The following is a 20,207-nucleotide window of genomic DNA, read 5'->3' on the forward strand; positions in this document are numbered from 1 at the left end:
CGTCCGTTTTTATTTTAAATATTAACTTTGGCAATCTTTGAATTTAATAAAAGGATGTAGGAAATCAACTGATTTTGTACATCCGTTAAAAATGAATATCAACATATGAAACTTAAGTACAGCCTGCTGGCTTTGGCAGCTCCGCTTTTAATGAATGCACAACAAGTAATGACGCCTGAAATTCTTTGGACTTTGAAAAAAGTTGGGGTACAGGCAGTTTCACCAGATCAGGGTTCTCTTATCTATAAAGTAGGGCAGGTAGACCTGAAAACAGAGAAAACGAAAAATGAAAACTATTTTCTGAATGTTCTTAATAACCAGTCTTCCAAAATCGATTTCGGGAAAAAAGCCCTTATTCAGTGGGATAAAAACGGAATCTATGCTCAGGAAGGAGATAAAATCTATCTTTCTAAAGATGCCGGAAAAACCTGGACAGAATTTTATACCATTGGTGAAGCAGATAATATCGTAATTTCTCCTGACGGAAAGAAAATTGCTTTCAGCAAGCAGGTATTGGTAGAAAAAGTAATGGGGAAAGATAAATTCAGCGATACTCCTAAAACAACGGCTCAGGTATACACAGACCTGAATCACAGACACTGGGATTATTTCAATGAAGGAAAATATAACCATGTATTTGTAGTGAATACAGCCGATAAAGTAGAAGGAGCGAAAGATCTTCTGGAAGGAAAAACCTGGGATTCTCCGCAAAGACCTTTCGGTGGTGCTGAAGATTTTATCTGGAGCCCGGATTCTGCACAGCTTTTATATGTTACCAAACCTAAAAGTGGTAAAGAATATGCTACAAGTACCAATACCGATATCTTTGCTTATGATCTGGCATCAGGTACTACCAAAAACCTTACAGAATCCAACAAAGGATATGATGTAAACCCAAAATTCAGCCCGGACGGAAAATCTCTGATCTGGCAGAGTATGGCCAGAGATGGATATGAAGCAGATAAAAATGATGTGAAAATCCTGGATTGGAAGTCAGGGAAGACCACTAACCTTACCTCAGGCTGGGATGAAAGTGTTTCAGGAGACGTTCTTTGGGGAGCAGATTCAAAAACGATCTACTTCACAGCGGCATTCAGAGGTACAAAACAGCTTTTCTCGCTGGATTCAAAATCAGCAAAAGTACAGCAAATCACTAAAGGAGATTTTGACGTAAACGAAATCTTTACAGACAATAAAACTTCACTTTTAGTAGGAAGAACAGACGTAAACCATGCTACAGAATTATTCTCTGTAAACGTTAAGAATGGAGAAATGAAGCAGGTAACTGAAGCGAACAAGGAAACTTATGCTAAGCTGGCTCAGGGGAAATCTGAACTTAAAATGGTGAAAACTTCAGATGGTAAAGAAATGGGAGTTTGGTTCCACTATCCACCGAACTTTGACCCGAACAAAAAATATCCGACTCTGGTATATTGCCAGGGTGGACCACAGTCTGCGCTTACTCAGTTTTTCAGTGTAAGATGGAACTTTGCTCTTATGACAGCCAACGATTATATCGTAGTGGCTCCAAACAGAAGAGGGATGCCAGGCTGGGGAACAAAATGGAATGAAGAAATTTCAAAAGACTGGGGTGGGCAGCCAATGAGAGATTATCTGGCAGCAACAGACTTTGCGAAAACTTTACCTTACGTGGATGGTGACAGAGTAGCAGCTGTAGGAGCTAGTTATGGAGGATACAGCGTATTTATGTTAGCTGGAATCCATGAGAACAGATTCAAGACATTTATTGCTCACGATGGTTTATTTGATATGAAATCATGGTATCTGACTACCGAAGAACTATGGTTTGCCAACTGGGATCTTGGTTCTCCATGGGAAAAACCACTTCCAAAAGCGTACACAGAATTCAATCCAAGCAATTTTGTAGAAAAATGGAACAAACCTATTATGATTGTTCAGGGAGGAATCGATTTCCGTGTTCCCTACGAGCAGGGTCAGGAAGCTTTCCAGGCTGCAAAATTAAGAGGATTAAAATCTAAACTGGTGTACTTCCCGAACGAAAACCACTGGGTACTTCATCCACAAAACGGATTGGTATGGCAGAGAGAATTCTTTGACTGGCTGAAGGAAACTTTGTAGACAAACAATATAAAATATCAATAGAAACGGGCTTTAGCCCGTTTTTTTTAATTAAAAAAACAATGACTTTAGCCAAAACCTCAATAACTTCCTTCTTCAGGCTCCCGGTTTCCTGCCTAATTAAAATAAATTAAATCTTTATATTTGAATATGCAAAAGCGTATTTCTTCATTTCCACCCATTATTGACGCTCAGTCTGAAATTCTGATTTTAGGATCAATTCCCGGAGTGAAATCACTGGAAAAACAGCAGTATTATGCCCATCCGCAAAATAAATTCTGGAAAATCATTTTTGAATTGCTGAACGAACAATTTACTGATGATTACACACAAAGAATTGAAACGATAAAGAAACATCATATTGCCCTGTGGGATGTCATTGATTCCTGCGAGAGAAAAGGAAGTCTGGATTCTGAAATCAGGAATGAAGAAGCCAATCAGATTGCAGAACTGTTAGAAGAACATCCGAACATCCAAGCTATTTTCTGCAACGGCGGAAAGTCATACAAGAACTTACAGAAACTGCTCGGGAAAGATTATAAGCTGCCCGTTTTTTTATTGCCTTCTACCAGCCCGCTTCATACGGTTTCTTTTGAAAAGAAGCTGGAAGAGTGGAAAAGAATTTTGGAATTTTTGGGTGATTAGGAGTTCTGGAATTCGAGGTGCGGGATTCGGGATATTGACTGGGAGAGTTTGAGAGTTTGGGAATGAGAGGGTTTGAGAGGGAGAAGATAAAGCTAGATTCTTACGGAATGGACAACTGGGACGCTTTATTTATCCGTACACTTTGTCTTTCAGTAGGAATCTATATACTTTATAAACCCAGCCCTCAAACCCTCAAACTCTCCGACTCTCCACCAGCTCCAGATATTCTCTCAATCCTTTTAACAGTTCCAATTGATTTTTAGTTCTGTCCAGATTGTGTTCAGGATGCGCGATAGAATAATAGGTACTCCCATTCAGATAATCGGTTAAGAAACGAAGTTCCTGAATATAAATGGCGACCTGTGCTGCATAATCGAGATTCTCAGTTTCCAGCGGTGTCAGTTTTTCTTTTAAATGAAATAAAAATCCTTCTTTTACGACTTTATACATTTCAGGGTTGAAATTATCTATGGCACTTCCATCATCTTCCTGGGTGGTATTGGTATACGACTGGATCATCGTTCCAAAATCATATAAAATGGTAGAAATCATTATGGTATCCAGATCAATCACAGCCAGCGGCTTATGATTCTGATCAAAGAGAATATTACTGATCTTTACATCTGCATGAATAATTCTTTTTGGGATCTGATTGTTTTTCTCCATTTCAATCCATCGGTCCGGCAAGGATAAAAGCTGGTTAGTGATTTCAATTTCAGCTTTAGCATTTTCTTTTAACTGAGGAGCCGCATCTTTGAGTGCATTTTTATAATCCGTAACCCTTTTCTCAAAATTGAGGAAATTGGGAAGAGAATCTTCAATGGCAGGCAGTTTTTCAGTATTTACCGTATTGAGAAAATAACTGAAGGTTTTAGCAGCATCAAAAGCCGTCTGCAAAGAGGGAGCAGTAAGGAATGTTGTACTGTTTTCTATAAAATTGAGCATACGCCATGGCTGGCCATTTTTATCTTTTACCAGAATTTTACCGGTAAGAGAAGGAACAGGTTCTATAATTTCAAATTGATAATGATTTGACCTGAGCACTTCATTGATCATTAAATGGTTATTAACGACCACTTCCGGCTGTTTAAAAACATGATTGTTGATTTTCTGCAGAATAAACTTTTTCCCCTGACCTTTATCCTCCAGAAGATAGGTGGTATTGATCAACCCGTCAGTAATAGGAGTAAGGTCATAACTATCCGTACCGATAAATTCAGCAACAATATCATTTAGCTCCATAGATTTTCCGGGTATCTGTTGTTTTTAATCTCTGAAATCAGAAAATCTTTAACTTCCTTTTTATCATCAGCATATGTAACTCCCATCCATGGGGAAGGAGATACTTTCACCTTTACCTTTACTCTGTTTTCATCCATCATTCTTTGTACTGCAGAAGGAATATAAAATTCCTGATCAGGCAGTGGATCAGATTCTATGAAATCATAAAAATAGGTGTCCAGATAACAGAAAATGTGAGGGTGGAAAATAAAAAAATTCATGGATACCAGGGTGTCAGGATCCAGTTGTATACTTTCTCCGTTTTCAATGTAAACAATTGAGTTATTTATTCTTTGAATGGATGTTTGTTCCACTACTTTGATCAGGTAGTTTTCAGCATCCAGCGTACATATTCCTCTGGCTACAGTACCATTTCCACTCAATGTTGTACCCACAGGATAAGCAATCATCCCTAATTGTGTATCTGATATATGATGATGGTTAATTTCATGTGCAGCGAGCTGATACACTTCTTTTCCGTAGAAATCATCCGCGTTAATCATCACAAAAGGTTCCTGTATTGAATATTTGGCGCAAAGTACGGCATGAGCGGTTCCCCATGGCTTATTACGATCGGGATAATCAAAACCTTCCAGTGAAATAGGAATGCTGTCTATCTCCTGATATACCCAAAGCAATTCAAAATTTTTAGCTTTTGAAATGCCGTTGAGCCTTTCAATATAACTTTCAGGAATCAGTTTGTTGACAATAATAACTACTTTTTGGAAACCGGCTTCCAGTGCATCAAAGATGGAATACTCAAGAATTGGCGAGCCGTTATCGAGTATTCCGTCTACCTGTTTAAGCCCCTTGTATCTGCTTCCTAATCCGCCTGCCAGTATAAGTAATGTTTTCTTAGAACTCATCGGTCATTCCAAATACAGGTTTACGGGTTTTCCATTTTCCATTGGTGAAATCAGGAATATCAACTACCTGACCTCCTTTGGCAATAGACTCTTCGCTTAATGGTGTAATTGAATACCACAATGCAAGATCATACACATCCATCGGGAACTCTATATTCCGTTTGATACATTCAATAAAAGTATTCATTACAAAGAAATCCATTCCGCCATGTCCTGCGCCTGCAGCAGTAGCTTCAAACTTTTTCCACATCGGATGATCGTGTTCTTTCATCCATTTTTCAGTATTGTCCCAACGGTGGGTATGGTTCATGGTTTTTTCAAAATAAATATGTCCCTGGTTGAAATCTCCCCATCCGAAATCCTGCCACAATCCTTCAGTTCCCTGAACTCTGAAACCAAGATCATAAGGTCTTTGTAAACTTGTATCATGAGTAAGAAGAATGGTTTCTCCATTGGCACAGGCAATCTGAGTGGTTACAATATCTCCCTGGTTGAATTTTACTTTGGCATTAGGATGGTTTTGTCCCCCTTTGGGATGCTCAACAATATATTTATGAAGCCCTACAGATTTTGAAGAGAATGAAGAAAGCCTTGTTAAACGGTTCCCTCTGTTGATATCCATCATCATTGCAACCGGACCTAATCCATGAGTAGGATAAAGCTCGCCGTTACGCTTTACATAATGTTCGGTTCTCCATTTTGCCTCACTGAAGCCTTTTTCTCCAAACTCAGCACCGGAATTGTATGGATTAACCCCGTCATTGAAAAGAACACCTCTCAGATCATGCTGATAACCGCCTCTTCCATGTACCAGTTCTCCGAACATTCCTTTACGGACCATATTCAGGATGGCCATAATATCTCTTCGATAGCATACATTTTCCATCATAAAGATAGGAACTTTCGTTTCCTCATATACCTTTACAAATTCCCAGCAGTCCTGAAGCTTTATCGCTCCGGAAACTTCCATGCCTACAATCTTTTTAGCGCGCATGGCTTCCACACCCTGGGTAAGATGCCATTCCCATGGAGTAGCGATCACAACAGCATCTATCGTTTTTAATTTTAAAAGATTCCTATAATCATATTCCCCGTTGGAAAACTCCTGGGCAGCCGGTTTATTGTTGTCTTTTAAGATTTTTTGAGATGCGGCAAGCATCCTTTTTTCCGGATCTGCAAACGCCACAATTTCCACATCATTACGTTTTGCTAGTAATTTTACATGCTCCTGGCCACGAAGACCTACACCGATAAAACCGACGCGGACTTTTTTATCTGTTTTAAAATCATTGGAATAAGCAAATAAAGAATTGGGTAAAACCAATGCCCCAAAGCTTGCCAAAGCTGCAGTCTTAAGAAAGGTTCTGCGGGAGTTACTATTGTTCATCTATATATTTTTTTTAAATATATTAAAACTTTTGTAAATCCCGGTAAGGTGATAGATAATTAGAGAATGAAGTGATGAAGGTGGTTTGTAAGAATTTGAGGCTTATTGGATTTTAAAATTGAACAGTTTTGTAGTTATTAAAATATAGATTATTAATTTTCACTTTTTTAGCAGTTTTACTCATTTATATTTTTTTTAAAAATATTTGTTATATACGTGAAAATTTATTGATTGATCCAGTCTTTTCTTAATGCAATTTGTTTTGAATCAGGGTTGGAGTCATGAGTTACTTTTCCAGTGGCTTCATCATAACTAAAACTTGCTTTTTCCAGATATTCTTTTAAAGGAATGGGATGGCTGCCTTCAATATAGTCTCTGAAAAATGTTCGTATTTCAGAATAAGTCATTTTTGTAATCTCATCAAAAAGTTCATTATCATTAAAGTATTTACACTAAATCACTTCACAATTTGTCTCTTTTATTTTTCCATATAATATACCTCCTCATAAGGCTGAATCAGTACCCATCCATGTCCTGAAAATTTCATCTGAAACTCTTCGCCGCTTCCTCTGCCGATAAGACTTTTGAAAGAAACATTCGTTTTCAGTTCCGGGCTTAGGTTTCCGGACCATGCCACAGTAGCATTCGGATCTGTAAATACAGGTGTATCAGGAGTTACAAGTAAAGTTAAAGGATCTCCGTGAGTTGTAATAGCAATATGGCCCGTTCCTGAAAGTTTTGCCTGGAAAAGACCTCCGGACATCATTCCAGCAATGCTTTTCAGCATAGTAATATCACTTTTTACGCTTTGTTCGTGGGCAAGGATATCATTTCCGTTTACACAAACAGATTCATTGTTCAGATACAGAATACGGACTTTCTTCCCAGAATCTGCAACATATAGTTTTCCGGTTCCTTCTGCTTTCATCAGCCTGGCTCCTTCACCGCTGATAGCTTTCTTTAAAAGATTTCCAATTCCTCCGGACAGCATTCCCTGTCTTTCAAAATTGATATTTCCCACATAGCTTACCATGCTTCCTCTTTTCGTCCATACTGCCTGATTGTTAAGGTTGATTTCCAGAAGATGTTTCGTTTCCAGTTCAAAATAATCTCTTTGCTGCGGATTTTCTTTGGTTTCGTTGATAAATGCTTCAATTGAATATTTACTCATAATGATATTTTTTAATTGGCTGTTTTTAGAGTGTTATTACTTTAGTTTGTCGAGTTTATACTCCCTTTTGTTACTTTTAGGATTCAGATCTACAAATTCATACGCTTCAAAATGGGCAAGTCTGGTTTTGAACATCTCAGTTGCCTTTTCCAGTGACCAGGTTTTAGGGTAATGAAAACCTTCAAATTCTGTATTGAAAATTTCCGCTTTGAAATCATGTGAAAACTCATAATCGCCTGCGTAGGTCAATGCTATTTTGCCTGTCCATATAATATCATACCGGTGATTCTCTTTTTTTGAAAACCGGATCTGATGTCCGGCACAGCTGTCATGCCCCAGCAGGTAGATGTTGAAAGCAAGATCATCATCATCAGAATGTTGTTCAGACGGAAGATCATTACTGAAAAGATCATTTTGAACAACAGCATCGAAATCTAATTTTTCATCAAGGTTATTAATTCTGATTCCTCTCTGTTCACCCCAATAGTTGGACGAGAGTGTACAGGCATGATAGTTTCTCCATACGATTTTGGAGTCCCAGTCGGACAGATCTTCGTCGTCGTCTTCCCCGTTTTCATCGTCATTGGCGTAATAATTTTCAGTTTTTAAATGAAAATCAAACCAGATAAATCCAGATTCATCAATTCTTCCACTCCAGCTAAAGGTTTCAATTTTGTGGCCATTAGGATACGGATTATCAATGAAGTATATTTTACTTACAGGTTCCATATTGAATTTTAATTTTTCCAAAAATACTCTTTTATGTCTTGAAACTCCCCGTAAAATCACGGTTTTATATTTGATTGTAAATAATACTTGACAAAGGGGTGTTCAATGTCGTATATTTGCACTCCGAAAATTACACCTTGTAATTTCAATAATTTTTAAACCGTAATTTAAAAAATGAAAACATCAGATTTTAATTTTGATCTTCCTGCGGAATTATTAGCAGAACACCCATCAGAGCACAGAGACGAAGCGAGATTAATGGTACTTGATAGAAAAACACAGACTATCGAGCACAAATTATTCAAGGATGTTGTGGATTATTTTGATGAAGAAGATTTGTTCATCTTCAACAATACAAAAGTTTTCCCTGCACGTCTTTACGGAAATAAAGAAAAAACAGGTGCTAAAATTGAAGTTTTCTTATTAAGAGAGCTTGATAAAGAAACCAGAGTTTGGGATGTTTTGGTAGATCCTGCAAGAAAAATCAGAATTGGTAACAAATTATTCTTCACTGAAGATGAGTCTTTGGTAGCTGAGGTTATTGATAACACAACTTCAAGAGGAAGAACATTAAGATTCTTATTCGACGGATCTTACGACGAATTCAGAACAAAACTAAAAGAATTGGGAGAAACTCCACTTCCAAAATATATCAAAAGAGCTGTAGAACCTGAAGATGCAGAAAGATATCAGACAATCTATGCAAAAGTAGAAGGAGCAGTAGCTGCCCCTACAGCAGGTCTTCACTTCTCTAAGCATTTGATGAAGAGATTGGAGATCAAAGGGATCAATTTTGCTGAAGTTACCCTTCACGTGGGATTGGGAACATTCAACCCGATTGAGGTAGAAGATCTTTCCAAACATAAAATGGAGTCTGAAGAAATCATTATCGATGAGAAAAATGCTGCCATCATTAACAAAGCGGTAGAATCTCACAGAAGAGTATGTGCAGTAGGTACTACTACCATGAGAGCATTGGAAACTTCTGTTTCTTCAAACAAAAAAATCTCTGCTTTCAACGGATGGACAAACAAATTCATTTATCCTCCTCACGATTTCGGAGTAGCGAACTCAATGATTACGAACTTCCACACACCGAAGTCTACTTTAATCATGATGATTGCTGCATTTGCCGGAAGAGATTTTGTAATGCATGCTTATGAAGAAGCCGTAAAAGAAAAGTATAAATTCTATTCTTACGGTGATGCAATGTTAATTCTATAAAAAAGATAATAGGTAAAAGGTTGCAGGTAATAGTATCTGCAACCTGCCACCTAAAATCTACAACCTTACAATGAAAGATATCCGTACATTATCACTAGACCAGCTTAAAGAATACTTTGTGTCTTTAGGAGAAAAGCCGTTTCGTGCGAAACAGGTCTATGACTGGCTATGGAGTAAAAACCTCCATTCGATTGACGAAATGACGAATCTTTCAAAATCACTTCGTGAGAGAATTTCGGAAGAATATACCATTAATCCTGTTTCCGTAGACCTTCTTCAAAAAAGCTCTGACGGAACCATCAAAAACGGAGTGAAACTTCATGACGGACTGATGGTGGAATCTGTTCTTATTCCTACAGAAACAAGAACAACAGCCTGTGTATCTTCGCAGGTAGGATGCTCATTAAACTGCGAATTCTGTGCTACAGCAAGACTGAAAAGGATGAGAAACCTTGAAGTTGCTGAAATTGTGGATCAGGTAGCCCTGATTGACAGCCAGAGCAGAATGTATTTCGACAGACCGCTTTCCAATATCGTATTTATGGGAATGGGAGAGCCGATGATGAATTACAAAAACGTAGTGGAAGCCATCAAAAAAATTACCCAGCCGGAAGGATTGGGAATGTCTCCAAGAAGAATTACCGTTTCTACATCCGGTATCCCTAAGATGATCAAAATGCTTGCAGATGATGAACTGCGCGTGAAACTGGCTTTATCCCTTCATTCTGCTATCGAATCCAAGCGCAATGAAATTATGCCTTTCTCTGATAAGTTCCCATTGACGGATATTATGGATGCTCTTCAGTATTGGTATCAAAAAACAGGTTCTGTGATTACTTTTGAATACTGCGTATGGAAAGGAATCAATGACGGCGATGAAGACATTAAAGCTTTAATCAAATACTGCAAACAGGTTCCTTCAAAAGTAAACCTGATTCAATACAATCCGATCGGGGACGGAAAATATGACCAGTGTAACAAGCAGGCAGAAGAAAATTACATCCGTCAGCTTGAAAATGCAGGGATTACTGTAATGGTCAGAAGAAGCCGTGGAGGTGATATTGATGCCGCCTGCGGACAGTTGGCCAACAAAACAACAGATTAAAATTTCCTTAAAAAAAGCCTAAAACTTTCTTAAAAAATAGCTTAAAACCCTACCTTTGCACAAATTATTTTGTGATGATGGATTTTCTTATGAGCGAGGACGGGCTGGAAAATGTGTATGCATGGGCTATCCCATTGCATGCCACTGTTATTTTAGCGGAAATGATTTACAGCCACGTTTCAGAAGCTAAGTTATATAGCGGGAAAGATCTTGCCACCAATGTTTATCTTGCATTGATGAACTTTGGCCTTGACCTTATCATGAAGGCATTTGCTATGGGCGTAATGTTCTTCTTTTACCATCACAGGCTTTTCTCTTGGGACCTTAGCGTATGGTACTTGCTGGCATGTTTTATCATCACAGACTTTGCCTATTATGTGCTGCATTATGTGGACCACCGTTCCAGAGCATTCTGGGCAGTTCATATTACGCATCACAGCTCAGAATATTTTAACCTCACAACAGGATTCAGAAGCCCGGTATTACAGCCGCTTTACAGATATCTATATTTTTCGCCGCTGGCATTTTTAGGATTCAATCCCTGGCATATTATGGTGGCATACGCTATAGGACAAGTGTATGGAACATGGGTGCATACGCAGACTGTGAAGAGTATGGGATTTCTGGAATATATTCTGGTAACGCCTTCTCATCACCGTGTACACCATGCTTGTAACGTAAAATACCTGGATAAAAACATGGGAATGTGTCTCATTATCTGGGATAAAATATTTGGAACCTTCCAAAAAGAAGATCCGAATGTACCCGTGAAATATGGAATCTATCCAAAAATGCCGGATAACAGACCGGATACGGTATTATTTTATGAATGGAGAAAAATCTGGAAAGATCTGAAGCAGCCTGGATTAAAATTTACAGACAGAATCAATTATATTTTCAATTCACCGGGATGGAGACATGATGGAACGGGAAAAACGGTAAGGCAATATCAGAAAGAGTATTTTGCAAAACAGGCACAAAAGAAAGAACAACAGCAAAATCAGAAAGAGCAGAAAACGGCTTAACTTCTGATTTAAATCAATAGAAATCTAAGGGAAAAGCGGACTATTTTAGTCCGTTTTTCTATTTTTAGAATGGGCATTTTTCAAAGGCTATACAGTATTTATATTCCGTAGGAATCTCCACTCTTATCTCAAACCCGCATCCCGAAACCCGTACCTCGCATCGCATGCAAACGCTTTTAGCTCAAACCCTCCAAGTCTCCAAGTCTCTAACTCACAATAAAACCTTATTTTTGTCTTATGAAAAAACTCCTTCTGATTGTTGCACTTTTCGTTGGCCAATCTGCATTTTCCCAGCGGACTGATTTTCTGAAAATAAAAAAATACAGAGTTAATTACCTAGATGATAAAATTCAGGAAACTTCAGGACTGAATATTTTAAACGGAAGATTGTATACATTCAATGACAGTGGAAATCCTGCCGAACTTTTTGAATTGGATAAAAAGAGTGGAGAAATTATCAGGACACTGAAAACCAATTTGATCAATACAGATTGGGAAGCGTTAGCTAATGACGGAGAAAATTTTTATATCGGGGATTTCGGAAACAATACCGGAACAAGAAAAGATCTGATGATTTACAAAGTCCCATACCAACGTCTCAATGAGTCTAATGATATTAAAATTCCCGGCTCGGAAAGAGCCTTTGACGGAACAAAAATTCTGTTTTATTATCCCGAACAGATTGAGTTTATTTCTAAAAACACAAAAAACGATTTCGATGCGGAAGCCATGATTTATCTGAATGGAAAGCTGCATATATTTACCAAAGAGTGGGCTTCAAAAGCAACCTCACATTATATCGTAGATCCGGAAATTTCAGAACTGCAGAAAGCAGAGAAGATAGAAACCTATAAAACAGGTTTCGTGGTTACAGATGCCTCTTATTTTGATAAAAAGCTTTATTTAGTGGGATATACCAGGAAAACGGAGATCTTTTTAGATGTTTTTGCAGAAACGGAACCCGGCATATTTTTTAAAGAAAAACCCAGACATTATTACCTTGGAACTGCGCTTTCATTATCACAAATTGAAGGGATAAGCGCAGATGAAAACGGAATTTATATTTCAGGAGAAAAATTCAGGTCTCCGTTGGGAACTGCAAAACCTTCACTTTATTTTATCCCGAAAGAACAACTCAAAGATTAATTTTACCTTAAAATTGAGCGAAAAAAATTATCTTTGTGAGAATTAATAATTATTCACCCAGCATCGCAGATTGTGGCAAACATTGTAGAAGAGATTAAACGACCGATCAATGATGAAATGAAACTTTTTGAACAGAAGTTTTATGAGTCAATGCAGAGTAAAGTAGCTTTATTGGATAAAGTAACCCGTTTTATTGTTACCACCAAAGGAAAGCAGATGCGTCCTATGTTTGTGTTTCTTTGTGCCAAACTGGTGGGTGAGGTGACGGAAAAAACATACCGGGGTGCTTCGATGATTGAGCTGATCCACACCGCTACTCTGGTACATGATGATGTGGTGGATGAAAGTTTTAAACGTCGTAATTTCTTTTCAATCAATGCACTGTGGAAAAATAAGATTGCGGTTTTGGTTGGGGATTACCTTTTATCAAAATCAGTTTTACTATCTACAGACCACAAAGATTATGATCTTCTTGGAGTTATTTCCAGAACCATCCGCGAAATGTCTGAAGGAGAACTTCTTCAGCTGGAAAAGGCCAGAAAACTGGATATTACGGAAGAGGTTTATTATGAAATTATCCGGCAGAAAACAGCAACTCTGATTGCTGCATGCTGTGAAATAGGAGTTCTTTCCAACAATGCTGATGAAGCTCTTGCCAAGAAGATGATGGATTTCGGAACCTTTACCGGAATGGCATTTCAGATTAAAGATGACCTTTTCGACTATTTGAGTTCAAACGTCATCGGAAAGCCTGTAGGAATTGATATTAAAGAACAGAAAATGACACTGCCTTTGATTCATACCTTAAAGATCACCAGTGAAAAAGACAGAAAGTACTATTTCGATACCATAAAACGATATAATAACAATCCTAAGCGTGTAAAAGAGCTTATAGAATTTGTTAAAAGTTCAGGTGGATTGGATTATGCCATTACAGTGATGAAAGAATTTCAGCAGAAAGCAAAAGATATTCTGAATGAGTTTCCGGATTCTGAAGCAAGAAAATCGCTGCATATTATGCTGGATTATGTCATTGAAAGAAAATTCTGATAGTAACACTTTTTGGTCAGTTCTGATTTTTTTATTCTCCTTTTTCCTGTAATCCCGCATGGTGTAACGGATCCTCATTATTGAAAGAAAAATAATCTTATCTTCCAATAATTCAATGAGTTGTGATTAGTTTGCTTTTTTATAAGATTAAATTACTGTAAATTAATATTTTGCATTACTTAAGCAAAATAATTACTAATAATTCATTGATTTTCAATATAATTTTTGTTTATTTGTGGTTAGAAAAAAACAACAAATAATGAGAAAAATTCAAACAATGATGATAGCGTGTGCTATCAGTTCAAGCTTCATCGCGTACGCACAAGTGGGAATAGGTACTCAAAATCCCCAGACAACTTTTCATATTGACGGTTCTAAAGACAATCCTGCAACAGGAATTCCTTCTGTGGCTCAACAGGATAATGATTTCAGTGTAACTTCAAGTGCTAAAGTAGGGATTGGTACGGTTTCACCCACTGAAAAATTAGATGTTGCGTCTGGAAATGCCCGTATCCGTAATATTAATTCGAATATTGGTATCGGAGGAACCGACAGGGTAGTTGTAGCTGATGCTACCGGAATTCTGAAGACCATAGATTTTACTGCTTATTCACTGTTTCATGCGCGTTTAGCAGCGAATCAGAACATCAGTTCTTCTACGATCACGACTTTATTATTCGCAGCACCGATAGCGACTTCCCCTTTCTATTCTTATAATACCGGAACTGGGGTGATGACTTTTAACCAGCCTGGAAATTATCTGGTAACGCTGCAAGCAAGTTTTACCAATATGCCCGCAGGAACACAGCTGCTCATCGGTATCAGACCTGTACCGGATGCGAATTATCTGGGAAGAGGAAGCCATTATAACGCAGTTGCTGCTTCGGGAACTGTAGGTGAACTGATGAATTATACAACCGTGGTTGTTGCGCCTACAGCTGGGTATCAGATCCGTTTTACGGCAGCGCCGAATCAAAATTCTACGATTATTTCGACAGAAACCGGATCTACAGGAAGTGGAAATGTTACCAATGTAACTGTTCAGAAGATCTGATTCTATTTTTACTTTAATTAAACTAAAGTGCTGTATATAGATTTTCGGGAAACTGAAAATGTATATACAGCACTTTTCTTATTAGATTCAGAATCTGATAGTGATTCAGTGTAAAAAATAAGAAAAGAACTGCTTAATGAATTCTTGTATTTTCATATAATTATCCTTATTTATTACCTTCGATTGCTTAATTAAGCGAAAAATTTAAATTAAATAATTTTCAGGGTTACAATGATAACGGCTAGAACTATACAAAATAAAGCGATTAAAAATAAATAATCCGCAATGTTCTCAAACGTGTATTCCCGCTTACTATTTTTTGTTCTGATTGCCAGAAAGGAAAAGAAACAGCTGCAGGCAAAAAGAATACAGGCAAATCCTGCAAATTCGTCCAAATAGGTATGCTGACTGATTTTAGAGATTTTCAATGAGGTGATAATGAGTAGGGAAAATCCTAAAAGATTGCTGGAAGCATTCAATATATGTGGCGATTTTTTTTCCATCTTTTACATTTTTTTTCAAAATAAAGCACAATTTTTTTTATTATCAAATTTTTAAAAAAGATTATTAAAAATTAAAATTAATTTAAAAAGTGTATATTAGCAAAATACTTGAAGATTAAAAACTTTTTTACTTAGCTATGCAAACAACCTATATTGAAACACAGCAAATATCCTTTCAAGATTTTAAAAATCAGATACTTGAAGACTACAGGTTAGGAAGGATCTCTCGTGAAATGTCTTATCTCGGAAGGAGAGAAGTACTCACTGGAAAAGCTAAATTTGGAATTTTTGGGGATGGAAAAGAACTTCCTCAGCTTGCAATGGCGAAAGTTTTCAGAAATGGAGACTTCCGTTCAGGATATTACAGGGATCAGACTTTTGCATTGGCAATAGATGCCTTGACGGTAGAAAGTTTCTTTGCGCAGATGTATGCAGATACCAGCGTGGAAAGAGAACCTGCTTCAGCCGGAAGACAAATGAACGGGCATTTCGCAACAAGAAGTTTACATGAAGACGGAAGCTGGAAAGATCTGACAGCTCAGAAAAATATTTCTTCCGATATTTCTCCTACAGCAGGGCAGATGCCAAGATTATTGGGATTAGCTCAGGCTTCAACTATTTATAAAAGCGTAAAATTTGACGGTTCAGAAAAATTCTCAAGAGAAGGGAACGAAATTGCTTTCGGAACCATTGGGGATGCTTCTACAGCAGAAGGACACTTCTGGGAAACCTTGAATGCTGCATGTGCTCTTCAGGTTCCAATGATTGTTTCTATCTGGGATGATGGGTATGGTATTTCAGTTCCTACAAAAAACCAGAGAGCAAAAGCGGATATCAGTGAAATGCTAAGTGGTTTCCAGAGAAAAGAGGGAGAAAACCAGGGGTGTGAAATTATCCAGGTGAGAGCCTGGGATTATCCTGCATTATTAGATGCATACGCTAAGGCAGAACATTTTGCAAGAACAGAAAGTGTACCGGTGGTAGTGCACGTGGTTGATGTTACTCAGCCACAGGGACATTCTACATCCGGATCTCACGAAAGATATAAAAACGAAGAGCGTCTTGCATGGGAAGCTGAGTATGACGGTCTGGCGAAATTCAAAGAATGGATCCTGAACTATTCTATCGAAATTGATGGGAAAGAAGAAGTGATTGCTACAGCTGAAGAACTGGAGGCTATTGATGAAGAAGCGAAAAAAGCAGCAAAAGCCGGACAGAAAGCAGCCTGGGAAAATTATCAGAAAGCCATTTCAGAACTTATTCAGTCTGTTTTACCTTTAGTAGAAAACCTTAAAGGGCAGAATGCTGAAGTTGAAAATTATATCGCTCATTTCAACAAATTGATTTCAAAAGCTAAAAAAGACATCTTCCATCTGGTAAGACAGACTTTACTGGCGACAAGAGGAACAAATTCTGCGGAAAGAAATCAGCTGATGCAGAAATACAATGAAGTATCTGCTGTTGAAAAAGATAACTATTCTTCTCACTTATATTCTCAATCTCAATGGAAAGCTGAGAATGTTCAGGAAATCAAACCTGTATATTCTGACAGTTCCGAAGAGGTAGATGGAAGAGTAGTGATCAGAAACAATTTTGACAAAATTTTTGAAAAATATCCTGAAACTTTAATCTTTGGAGAAGATACCGGAAACATTGGTGACGTCAACCAGGGATTGGAAGGAATGCAGGAGAAATATGGCGCTTTACGTATCGCTGATACAGGAATCCGTGAAGCAACAATTCTTGGACAGGGAATTGGTATGGCGATGAGAGGTTTAAGACCAATTGCTGAAATCCAATACTTAGACTACGTTCTTTACTGTTTACAGGGAATGAGTGATGATCTGGCAACGGTACATTACAGAACGAAAGGAGGCCAGAAAGCTCCGTTGATTATCAGAACAAGAGGTCACAGATTAGAAGGAATCTGGCACTCAGGTTCTCCAATGGCTGGTATTCTGAACCTTTCAAAAGGTATTTTGGTATTGGTTCCTAGAAACCTTACGAAAGCAGCAGGATTCTACAACACAATGCTTCAGGCTGACGAACCTGCGATCATCGTAGAATGTCTGAACGGATACAGATTAAAAGAAAAACAACCGGATAACTTAGGCGAATTCACTGTTCCTGTAGGGAAAATTGAAGTGACAAAAGAAGGAAAAGATGTTACTTTGGTCACTTACGGATCTACCTGGAGAATTGTAACGGAAGCAGCTAACGAATTGGAAAAATTAGGAATTTCCGCAGAGGTAATTGATATCCAGTCATTGATTCCTTTCGATTTATCCCACGAAATTGCTGAAAGTGTTAAGAAAACCAACAGATTAGTAGTGATTGACGAAGATGTGGAAGGGGGAACTACAGGATTCATCTTACAGCAGATCCTTGAAAAGCAGAAAGCTTTCAGATACCTGGATTCAGATCCGTTGACGATCTCCGCCAATGATCACAGACCAGCATATGCAAGTGATGGTGATTATTTCAGTAAGCCGTCTGCAGACGATATGGTAGAAAAAATCTACGCAATGTTTAATGAAACAAATCCTCAGAAATATCCAGCGATATTCTAATCGGGATTTTAGATAAATTTAAAACCGCTTCCTTTTTGGGAGCGGTTTTTGTTTGCTAATCTTCTTCCGCCAAAACAATTCTCAATTTATTCAATGTATTCATCAAGGTAATACTTGCGGTAAGCTCTACAATCTCTCGTTCTGAAAATTGGTCTATCAGCTTTGCTTTGGTGCTTTCCAAATTATCTTTGCTGTAAATGACAGCTTCTGCCCATTCTAAAACAAGCTTTTGTTGGTCATTAAAGACATTGGTGTGTTTCCAGCCCGAAAGTCTGTTGATGACATCTTGTTCAAAGCCAAAATCAGAGAGCTCTTTAGCATGATAACTACAGCAATAGGCACAGCCATTGATCTGAGATACCCGAAGCTCCACCAATGCAATCAGTTTTTCATCAATACCGGATTTTCTAATGCTGTTATGGGCTCTGTACAGATTTCCAATCGTTTCTTTTGCAATTTCTTTGTAATTCATAATGCAATTTTTTCTGCAAATTTGAATCAGAAATAGTTTTGAAACTATATACTTACATTTTGGTGATATACTTACCTTTTTGAAAGTGCTATCCAAGATAAAAGGCTATCACACATTGACAGCCTTTTTATTTTTTACATCTTCATTCAGAAAAGCACAATCTTTATCTTCATGCTGTCCTTTCACCTGATATTTTGCTTCCCACTCCTCAAGTAAATATAAAATAGGGAGCAAAGCCAATCCCTTTTCTGTAAGAGAATATTCCACTCTTGGAGGAAGTTCTTTAAACTCTTCACGGATTACCAATCCATCAGTTTCCATCTCCCTCAGCTGATCGGTCAAGACCTTTCTGGAAATAACATTAATACGTACTGCCAGTTCCCCGAAACGTAACTTCCTGTCCTTGATAACAAGAACTATAATGGGTTTCCATTTGCTTCCCAAAGCGGCCATTGCCTTACCCAGAGGGCAGCTGTATTGCATTAATTCATTCTTTTTCATAGAGAGATCTTTATTTTAATATCATATGAAACTGCAGTTTCATATGTTACTTTGATGTTACTAATGTAAGTTACTGCGAAGTTACCACTATTTTTTATATAAAAGATACAAAAGTGAACTATTATTAGTTACTTTGTGTAACAATTATAAAATATAAATTTAAATATGAGCACATCATCATTATTTAAACCGTTTCAATACAAGAATTTACAGCTTAAAAATAGAATTGTAATGGCTCCAATGACCAGAGCACAGTCTGACAATGGAGTTCCTACACAGAACATCGCAGATTATTATGGAAGAAGAGCCGCTTCAGAAGTAGGATTGATTCTTTCTGAAGGAACTGTGATCAACAGACCGGGATCAAAAAATATGCAGAATATTCCTGATTTCTATGGTACAGAAGCTTTAAACGGCTGGAAAAATGTTATTGATACTGTACATCAGAATGGAGGTAAAATGGGACCTCAGATCTGGCACGTAGGAGATACGAGAATGTCTGAAGACTATCCGTTGGTTCCAATGGAAAAGGCTTCAACAATGACTATTGAAGATATTCAGGATACCATTGCGCAGTTTGCAGCATCTGCAAAATCAGCAAAAGACCTTGGTTTCGACTGTATTGAAATTCATGGTGCACACGGATACCTTATCGACCAGTTTTTCTGGGAAGTAACCAATACCAGAACCGATGAATATGGCGGTAAAACATTGAAAGAAAGAAGCAGATTTGCTGTAGAAGTAGTAAAAGCGATCAGAGCAGCAGTGGGAGAGGATTTTACCATTATTATCCGCCTTTCACAATGGAAACAACAAGATTATAAAACCAGACTGGCATTTACTCCTAATGAAATGGAAGAGTGGTTATTACCATTAAAAGAAGCTGGAGTAGATATTTTCCATTGTTCACAGCGTCGTTTCTGGGAACCGGAATTTGAAGGTTCTGACTTAAACTTTGCAGGATGGGCAAAAAAAATTACCGGGCAGCCAACTATTACCGTAGGTTCTGTAGGCTTGAACGGAGATTTCCTTAATGCTTTTGCAGGGCAGGGAACAGAAAAAAGAGATCTTACGGAACTAATCAGAAGACTTGACAATGAGGAATTTGATCTTGTTGCAGTAGGAAGAGCTATTTTGCAGGATCACCAGTGGGTACAGAAGATCAAAGACGGCAATACAGAAGCTCTTCTGGATTTTTCAGCAGAAAGTATGAGCGTCTTATTTTAATATCAACAAGGAATGGTGAATTCGCTTTGCTGTCGGTTAACAGCATAATTTTGGGGCTTGCGAAGTAGAATTGACTATCCTGACAGGTTTAGATCAGCATAATTCACTTTATTTTATATTTAATTTTCACCTATTTATTAAAGAACCGGCT

At 37.8% G+C, this 20,207-nt stretch carries 19 protein-coding genes; 10 read left to right on the forward strand and 9 right to left on the reverse strand.

Annotation, left to right across the window (positions count from 1 at the left end):
* Window positions 1-105 precede the first annotated feature (105 nt).
* Together ACLI50_RS13880 and ACLI50_RS13885 are read left to right on the forward strand one after the other, a co-directional pair.
* Complete coding sequence (locus ACLI50_RS13880; RefSeq protein WP_343639174.1) at window positions 106-2,100, forward strand: S9 family peptidase; 1,995 nt, start codon at window positions 106-108, stop codon at window positions 2,098-2,100.
* A gap of 150 nt (window positions 2,101-2,250) precedes the next feature.
* A complete protein-coding gene (locus tag ACLI50_RS13885) occupies window positions 2,251-2,745 on the forward strand; it encodes a DNA-deoxyinosine glycosylase (RefSeq protein ID WP_202839224.1) in 495 nt (164 codons plus the stop codon).
* 192 nt (window positions 2,746-2,937) lie between these two features.
* Here the strand turns inward: ACLI50_RS13885 and ACLI50_RS13890 are convergent, their stop codons facing one another.
* The 6 genes from ACLI50_RS13890 to ACLI50_RS13915 form a co-directional block, all read right to left on the reverse strand.
* Complete coding sequence (locus ACLI50_RS13890) at window positions 2,938-3,987, reverse strand: phosphotransferase enzyme family protein (protein ID WP_343639171.1); 1,050 nt, start codon at window positions 3,985-3,987, stop codon at window positions 2,938-2,940.
* A complete protein-coding gene (locus tag ACLI50_RS13895) occupies window positions 3,978-4,892 on the reverse strand; it encodes a nucleotidyltransferase family protein (protein WP_202839227.1) in 915 nt (304 codons plus the stop codon). The genes ACLI50_RS13890 and ACLI50_RS13895 overlap by 10 nt, the downstream gene beginning before the upstream one ends.
* Entirely contained in the window at window positions 4,882-6,279 is a 1,398-nt protein-coding gene (locus tag ACLI50_RS13900) for a Gfo/Idh/MocA family protein (RefSeq protein WP_411414039.1), read from the reverse strand. The genes ACLI50_RS13895 and ACLI50_RS13900 overlap by 11 nt, the downstream gene beginning before the upstream one ends.
* 224 nt (window positions 6,280-6,503) lie before the next feature.
* On the reverse strand, window positions 6,504-6,686 hold the full coding sequence (locus ACLI50_RS13905; RefSeq protein ID WP_202839232.1) for a hypothetical protein: 183 nt from the start codon (window positions 6,684-6,686) through the stop codon (window positions 6,504-6,506).
* Window positions 6,687-6,757: 71 nt separating this feature from the next.
* Entirely contained in the window at window positions 6,758-7,450 is a 693-nt protein-coding gene (locus ACLI50_RS13910) for an AIM24 family protein (RefSeq protein ID WP_062672057.1), read from the reverse strand.
* Between the two features lie 36 nt (window positions 7,451-7,486).
* Complete coding sequence (locus tag ACLI50_RS13915) at window positions 7,487-8,200, reverse strand: hypothetical protein (RefSeq protein WP_202839234.1); 714 nt, start codon at window positions 8,198-8,200, stop codon at window positions 7,487-7,489.
* Window positions 8,201-8,353: 153 nt separating this feature from the next.
* On the opposite strand from ACLI50_RS13915, the gene queA reads away from it, so the two are divergent.
* The 6 genes from queA (at window position 8,354) to ACLI50_RS13945 (ending at window position 14,783) form a co-directional block, all read left to right on the forward strand.
* Window positions 8,354-9,403, forward strand: coding sequence for a tRNA preQ1(34) S-adenosylmethionine ribosyltransferase-isomerase QueA (gene queA / locus ACLI50_RS13920; RefSeq protein ID WP_034696367.1), 1,050 nt, complete (start codon window positions 8,354-8,356; stop codon window positions 9,401-9,403).
* A 70-nt stretch (window positions 9,404-9,473) separates the two neighbouring features.
* On the forward strand, window positions 9,474-10,508 hold the full coding sequence (gene rlmN / locus ACLI50_RS13925; RefSeq protein ID WP_202839242.1) for a dual-specificity RNA methyltransferase RlmN: 1,035 nt from the start codon (window positions 9,474-9,476) through the stop codon (window positions 10,506-10,508).
* A gap of 74 nt (window positions 10,509-10,582) precedes the next feature.
* Window positions 10,583-11,533, forward strand: coding sequence for a sterol desaturase family protein (locus tag ACLI50_RS13930; RefSeq protein ID WP_411414040.1), 951 nt, complete (start codon window positions 10,583-10,585; stop codon window positions 11,531-11,533).
* 237 nt (window positions 11,534-11,770) lie between these two features.
* Window positions 11,771-12,679 (forward strand): hypothetical protein, encoded by a 909-nt coding sequence (locus ACLI50_RS13935; protein WP_343639157.1) that lies wholly within the window; start codon window positions 11,771-11,773, stop codon window positions 12,677-12,679.
* A gap of 72 nt (window positions 12,680-12,751) precedes the next feature.
* Window positions 12,752-13,729 (forward strand): polyprenyl synthetase family protein, encoded by a 978-nt coding sequence (locus ACLI50_RS13940; protein WP_343639155.1) that lies wholly within the window; start codon window positions 12,752-12,754, stop codon window positions 13,727-13,729.
* Window positions 13,730-13,988: 259 nt separating this feature from the next.
* Entirely contained in the window at window positions 13,989-14,783 is a 795-nt protein-coding gene (locus ACLI50_RS13945; RefSeq protein ID WP_110010440.1) for a hypothetical protein, read from the forward strand.
* A gap of 209 nt (window positions 14,784-14,992) precedes the next feature.
* Here ACLI50_RS13945 and ACLI50_RS13950 read toward each other — a convergent pair whose 3' ends face one another.
* Complete coding sequence (locus tag ACLI50_RS13950; RefSeq protein ID WP_110010441.1) at window positions 14,993-15,286, reverse strand: hypothetical protein; 294 nt, start codon at window positions 15,284-15,286, stop codon at window positions 14,993-14,995.
* Window positions 15,287-15,423: 137 nt separating this feature from the next.
* On the opposite strand from ACLI50_RS13950, the gene ACLI50_RS13955 reads away from it, so the two are divergent.
* Window positions 15,424-17,856, forward strand: a complete 2,433-nt coding sequence (locus ACLI50_RS13955; RefSeq protein WP_202839249.1) for an alpha-ketoacid dehydrogenase subunit alpha/beta — start codon at window positions 15,424-15,426, stop codon at window positions 17,854-17,856.
* 55 nt (window positions 17,857-17,911) lie between these two features.
* Here the strand turns inward: ACLI50_RS13955 and ACLI50_RS13960 are convergent, their stop codons facing one another.
* Both ACLI50_RS13960 and ACLI50_RS13965 read right to left on the reverse strand, forming a co-directional pair.
* A complete protein-coding gene (locus tag ACLI50_RS13960; protein ID WP_062672035.1) occupies window positions 17,912-18,328 on the reverse strand; it encodes a carboxymuconolactone decarboxylase family protein in 417 nt (138 codons plus the stop codon).
* Between the two features lie 108 nt (window positions 18,329-18,436).
* Window positions 18,437-18,829 carry a winged helix-turn-helix transcriptional regulator gene (locus ACLI50_RS13965; protein ID WP_047388122.1) on the reverse strand — a complete coding sequence of 131 codons (393 nt, stop codon included), beginning with the start codon at window positions 18,827-18,829 and terminating at the stop codon, window positions 18,437-18,439.
* 165 nt (window positions 18,830-18,994) lie between these two features.
* Here ACLI50_RS13965 and ACLI50_RS13970 point away from each other — a divergent pair, with 165 nt between their 5' ends.
* Window positions 18,995-20,056 (forward strand): NADH:flavin oxidoreductase, encoded by a 1,062-nt coding sequence (locus tag ACLI50_RS13970; protein WP_288442844.1) that lies wholly within the window; start codon window positions 18,995-18,997, stop codon window positions 20,054-20,056.
* Window positions 20,057-20,207 lie beyond the last annotated feature (151 nt).

It is taken from the genome of Chryseobacterium cupriresistens, from assembly GCF_046614675.1.
GTDB classification, from domain to species: Bacteria; Bacteroidota; Bacteroidia; order Flavobacteriales; family Weeksellaceae; genus Chryseobacterium; species Chryseobacterium cupriresistens.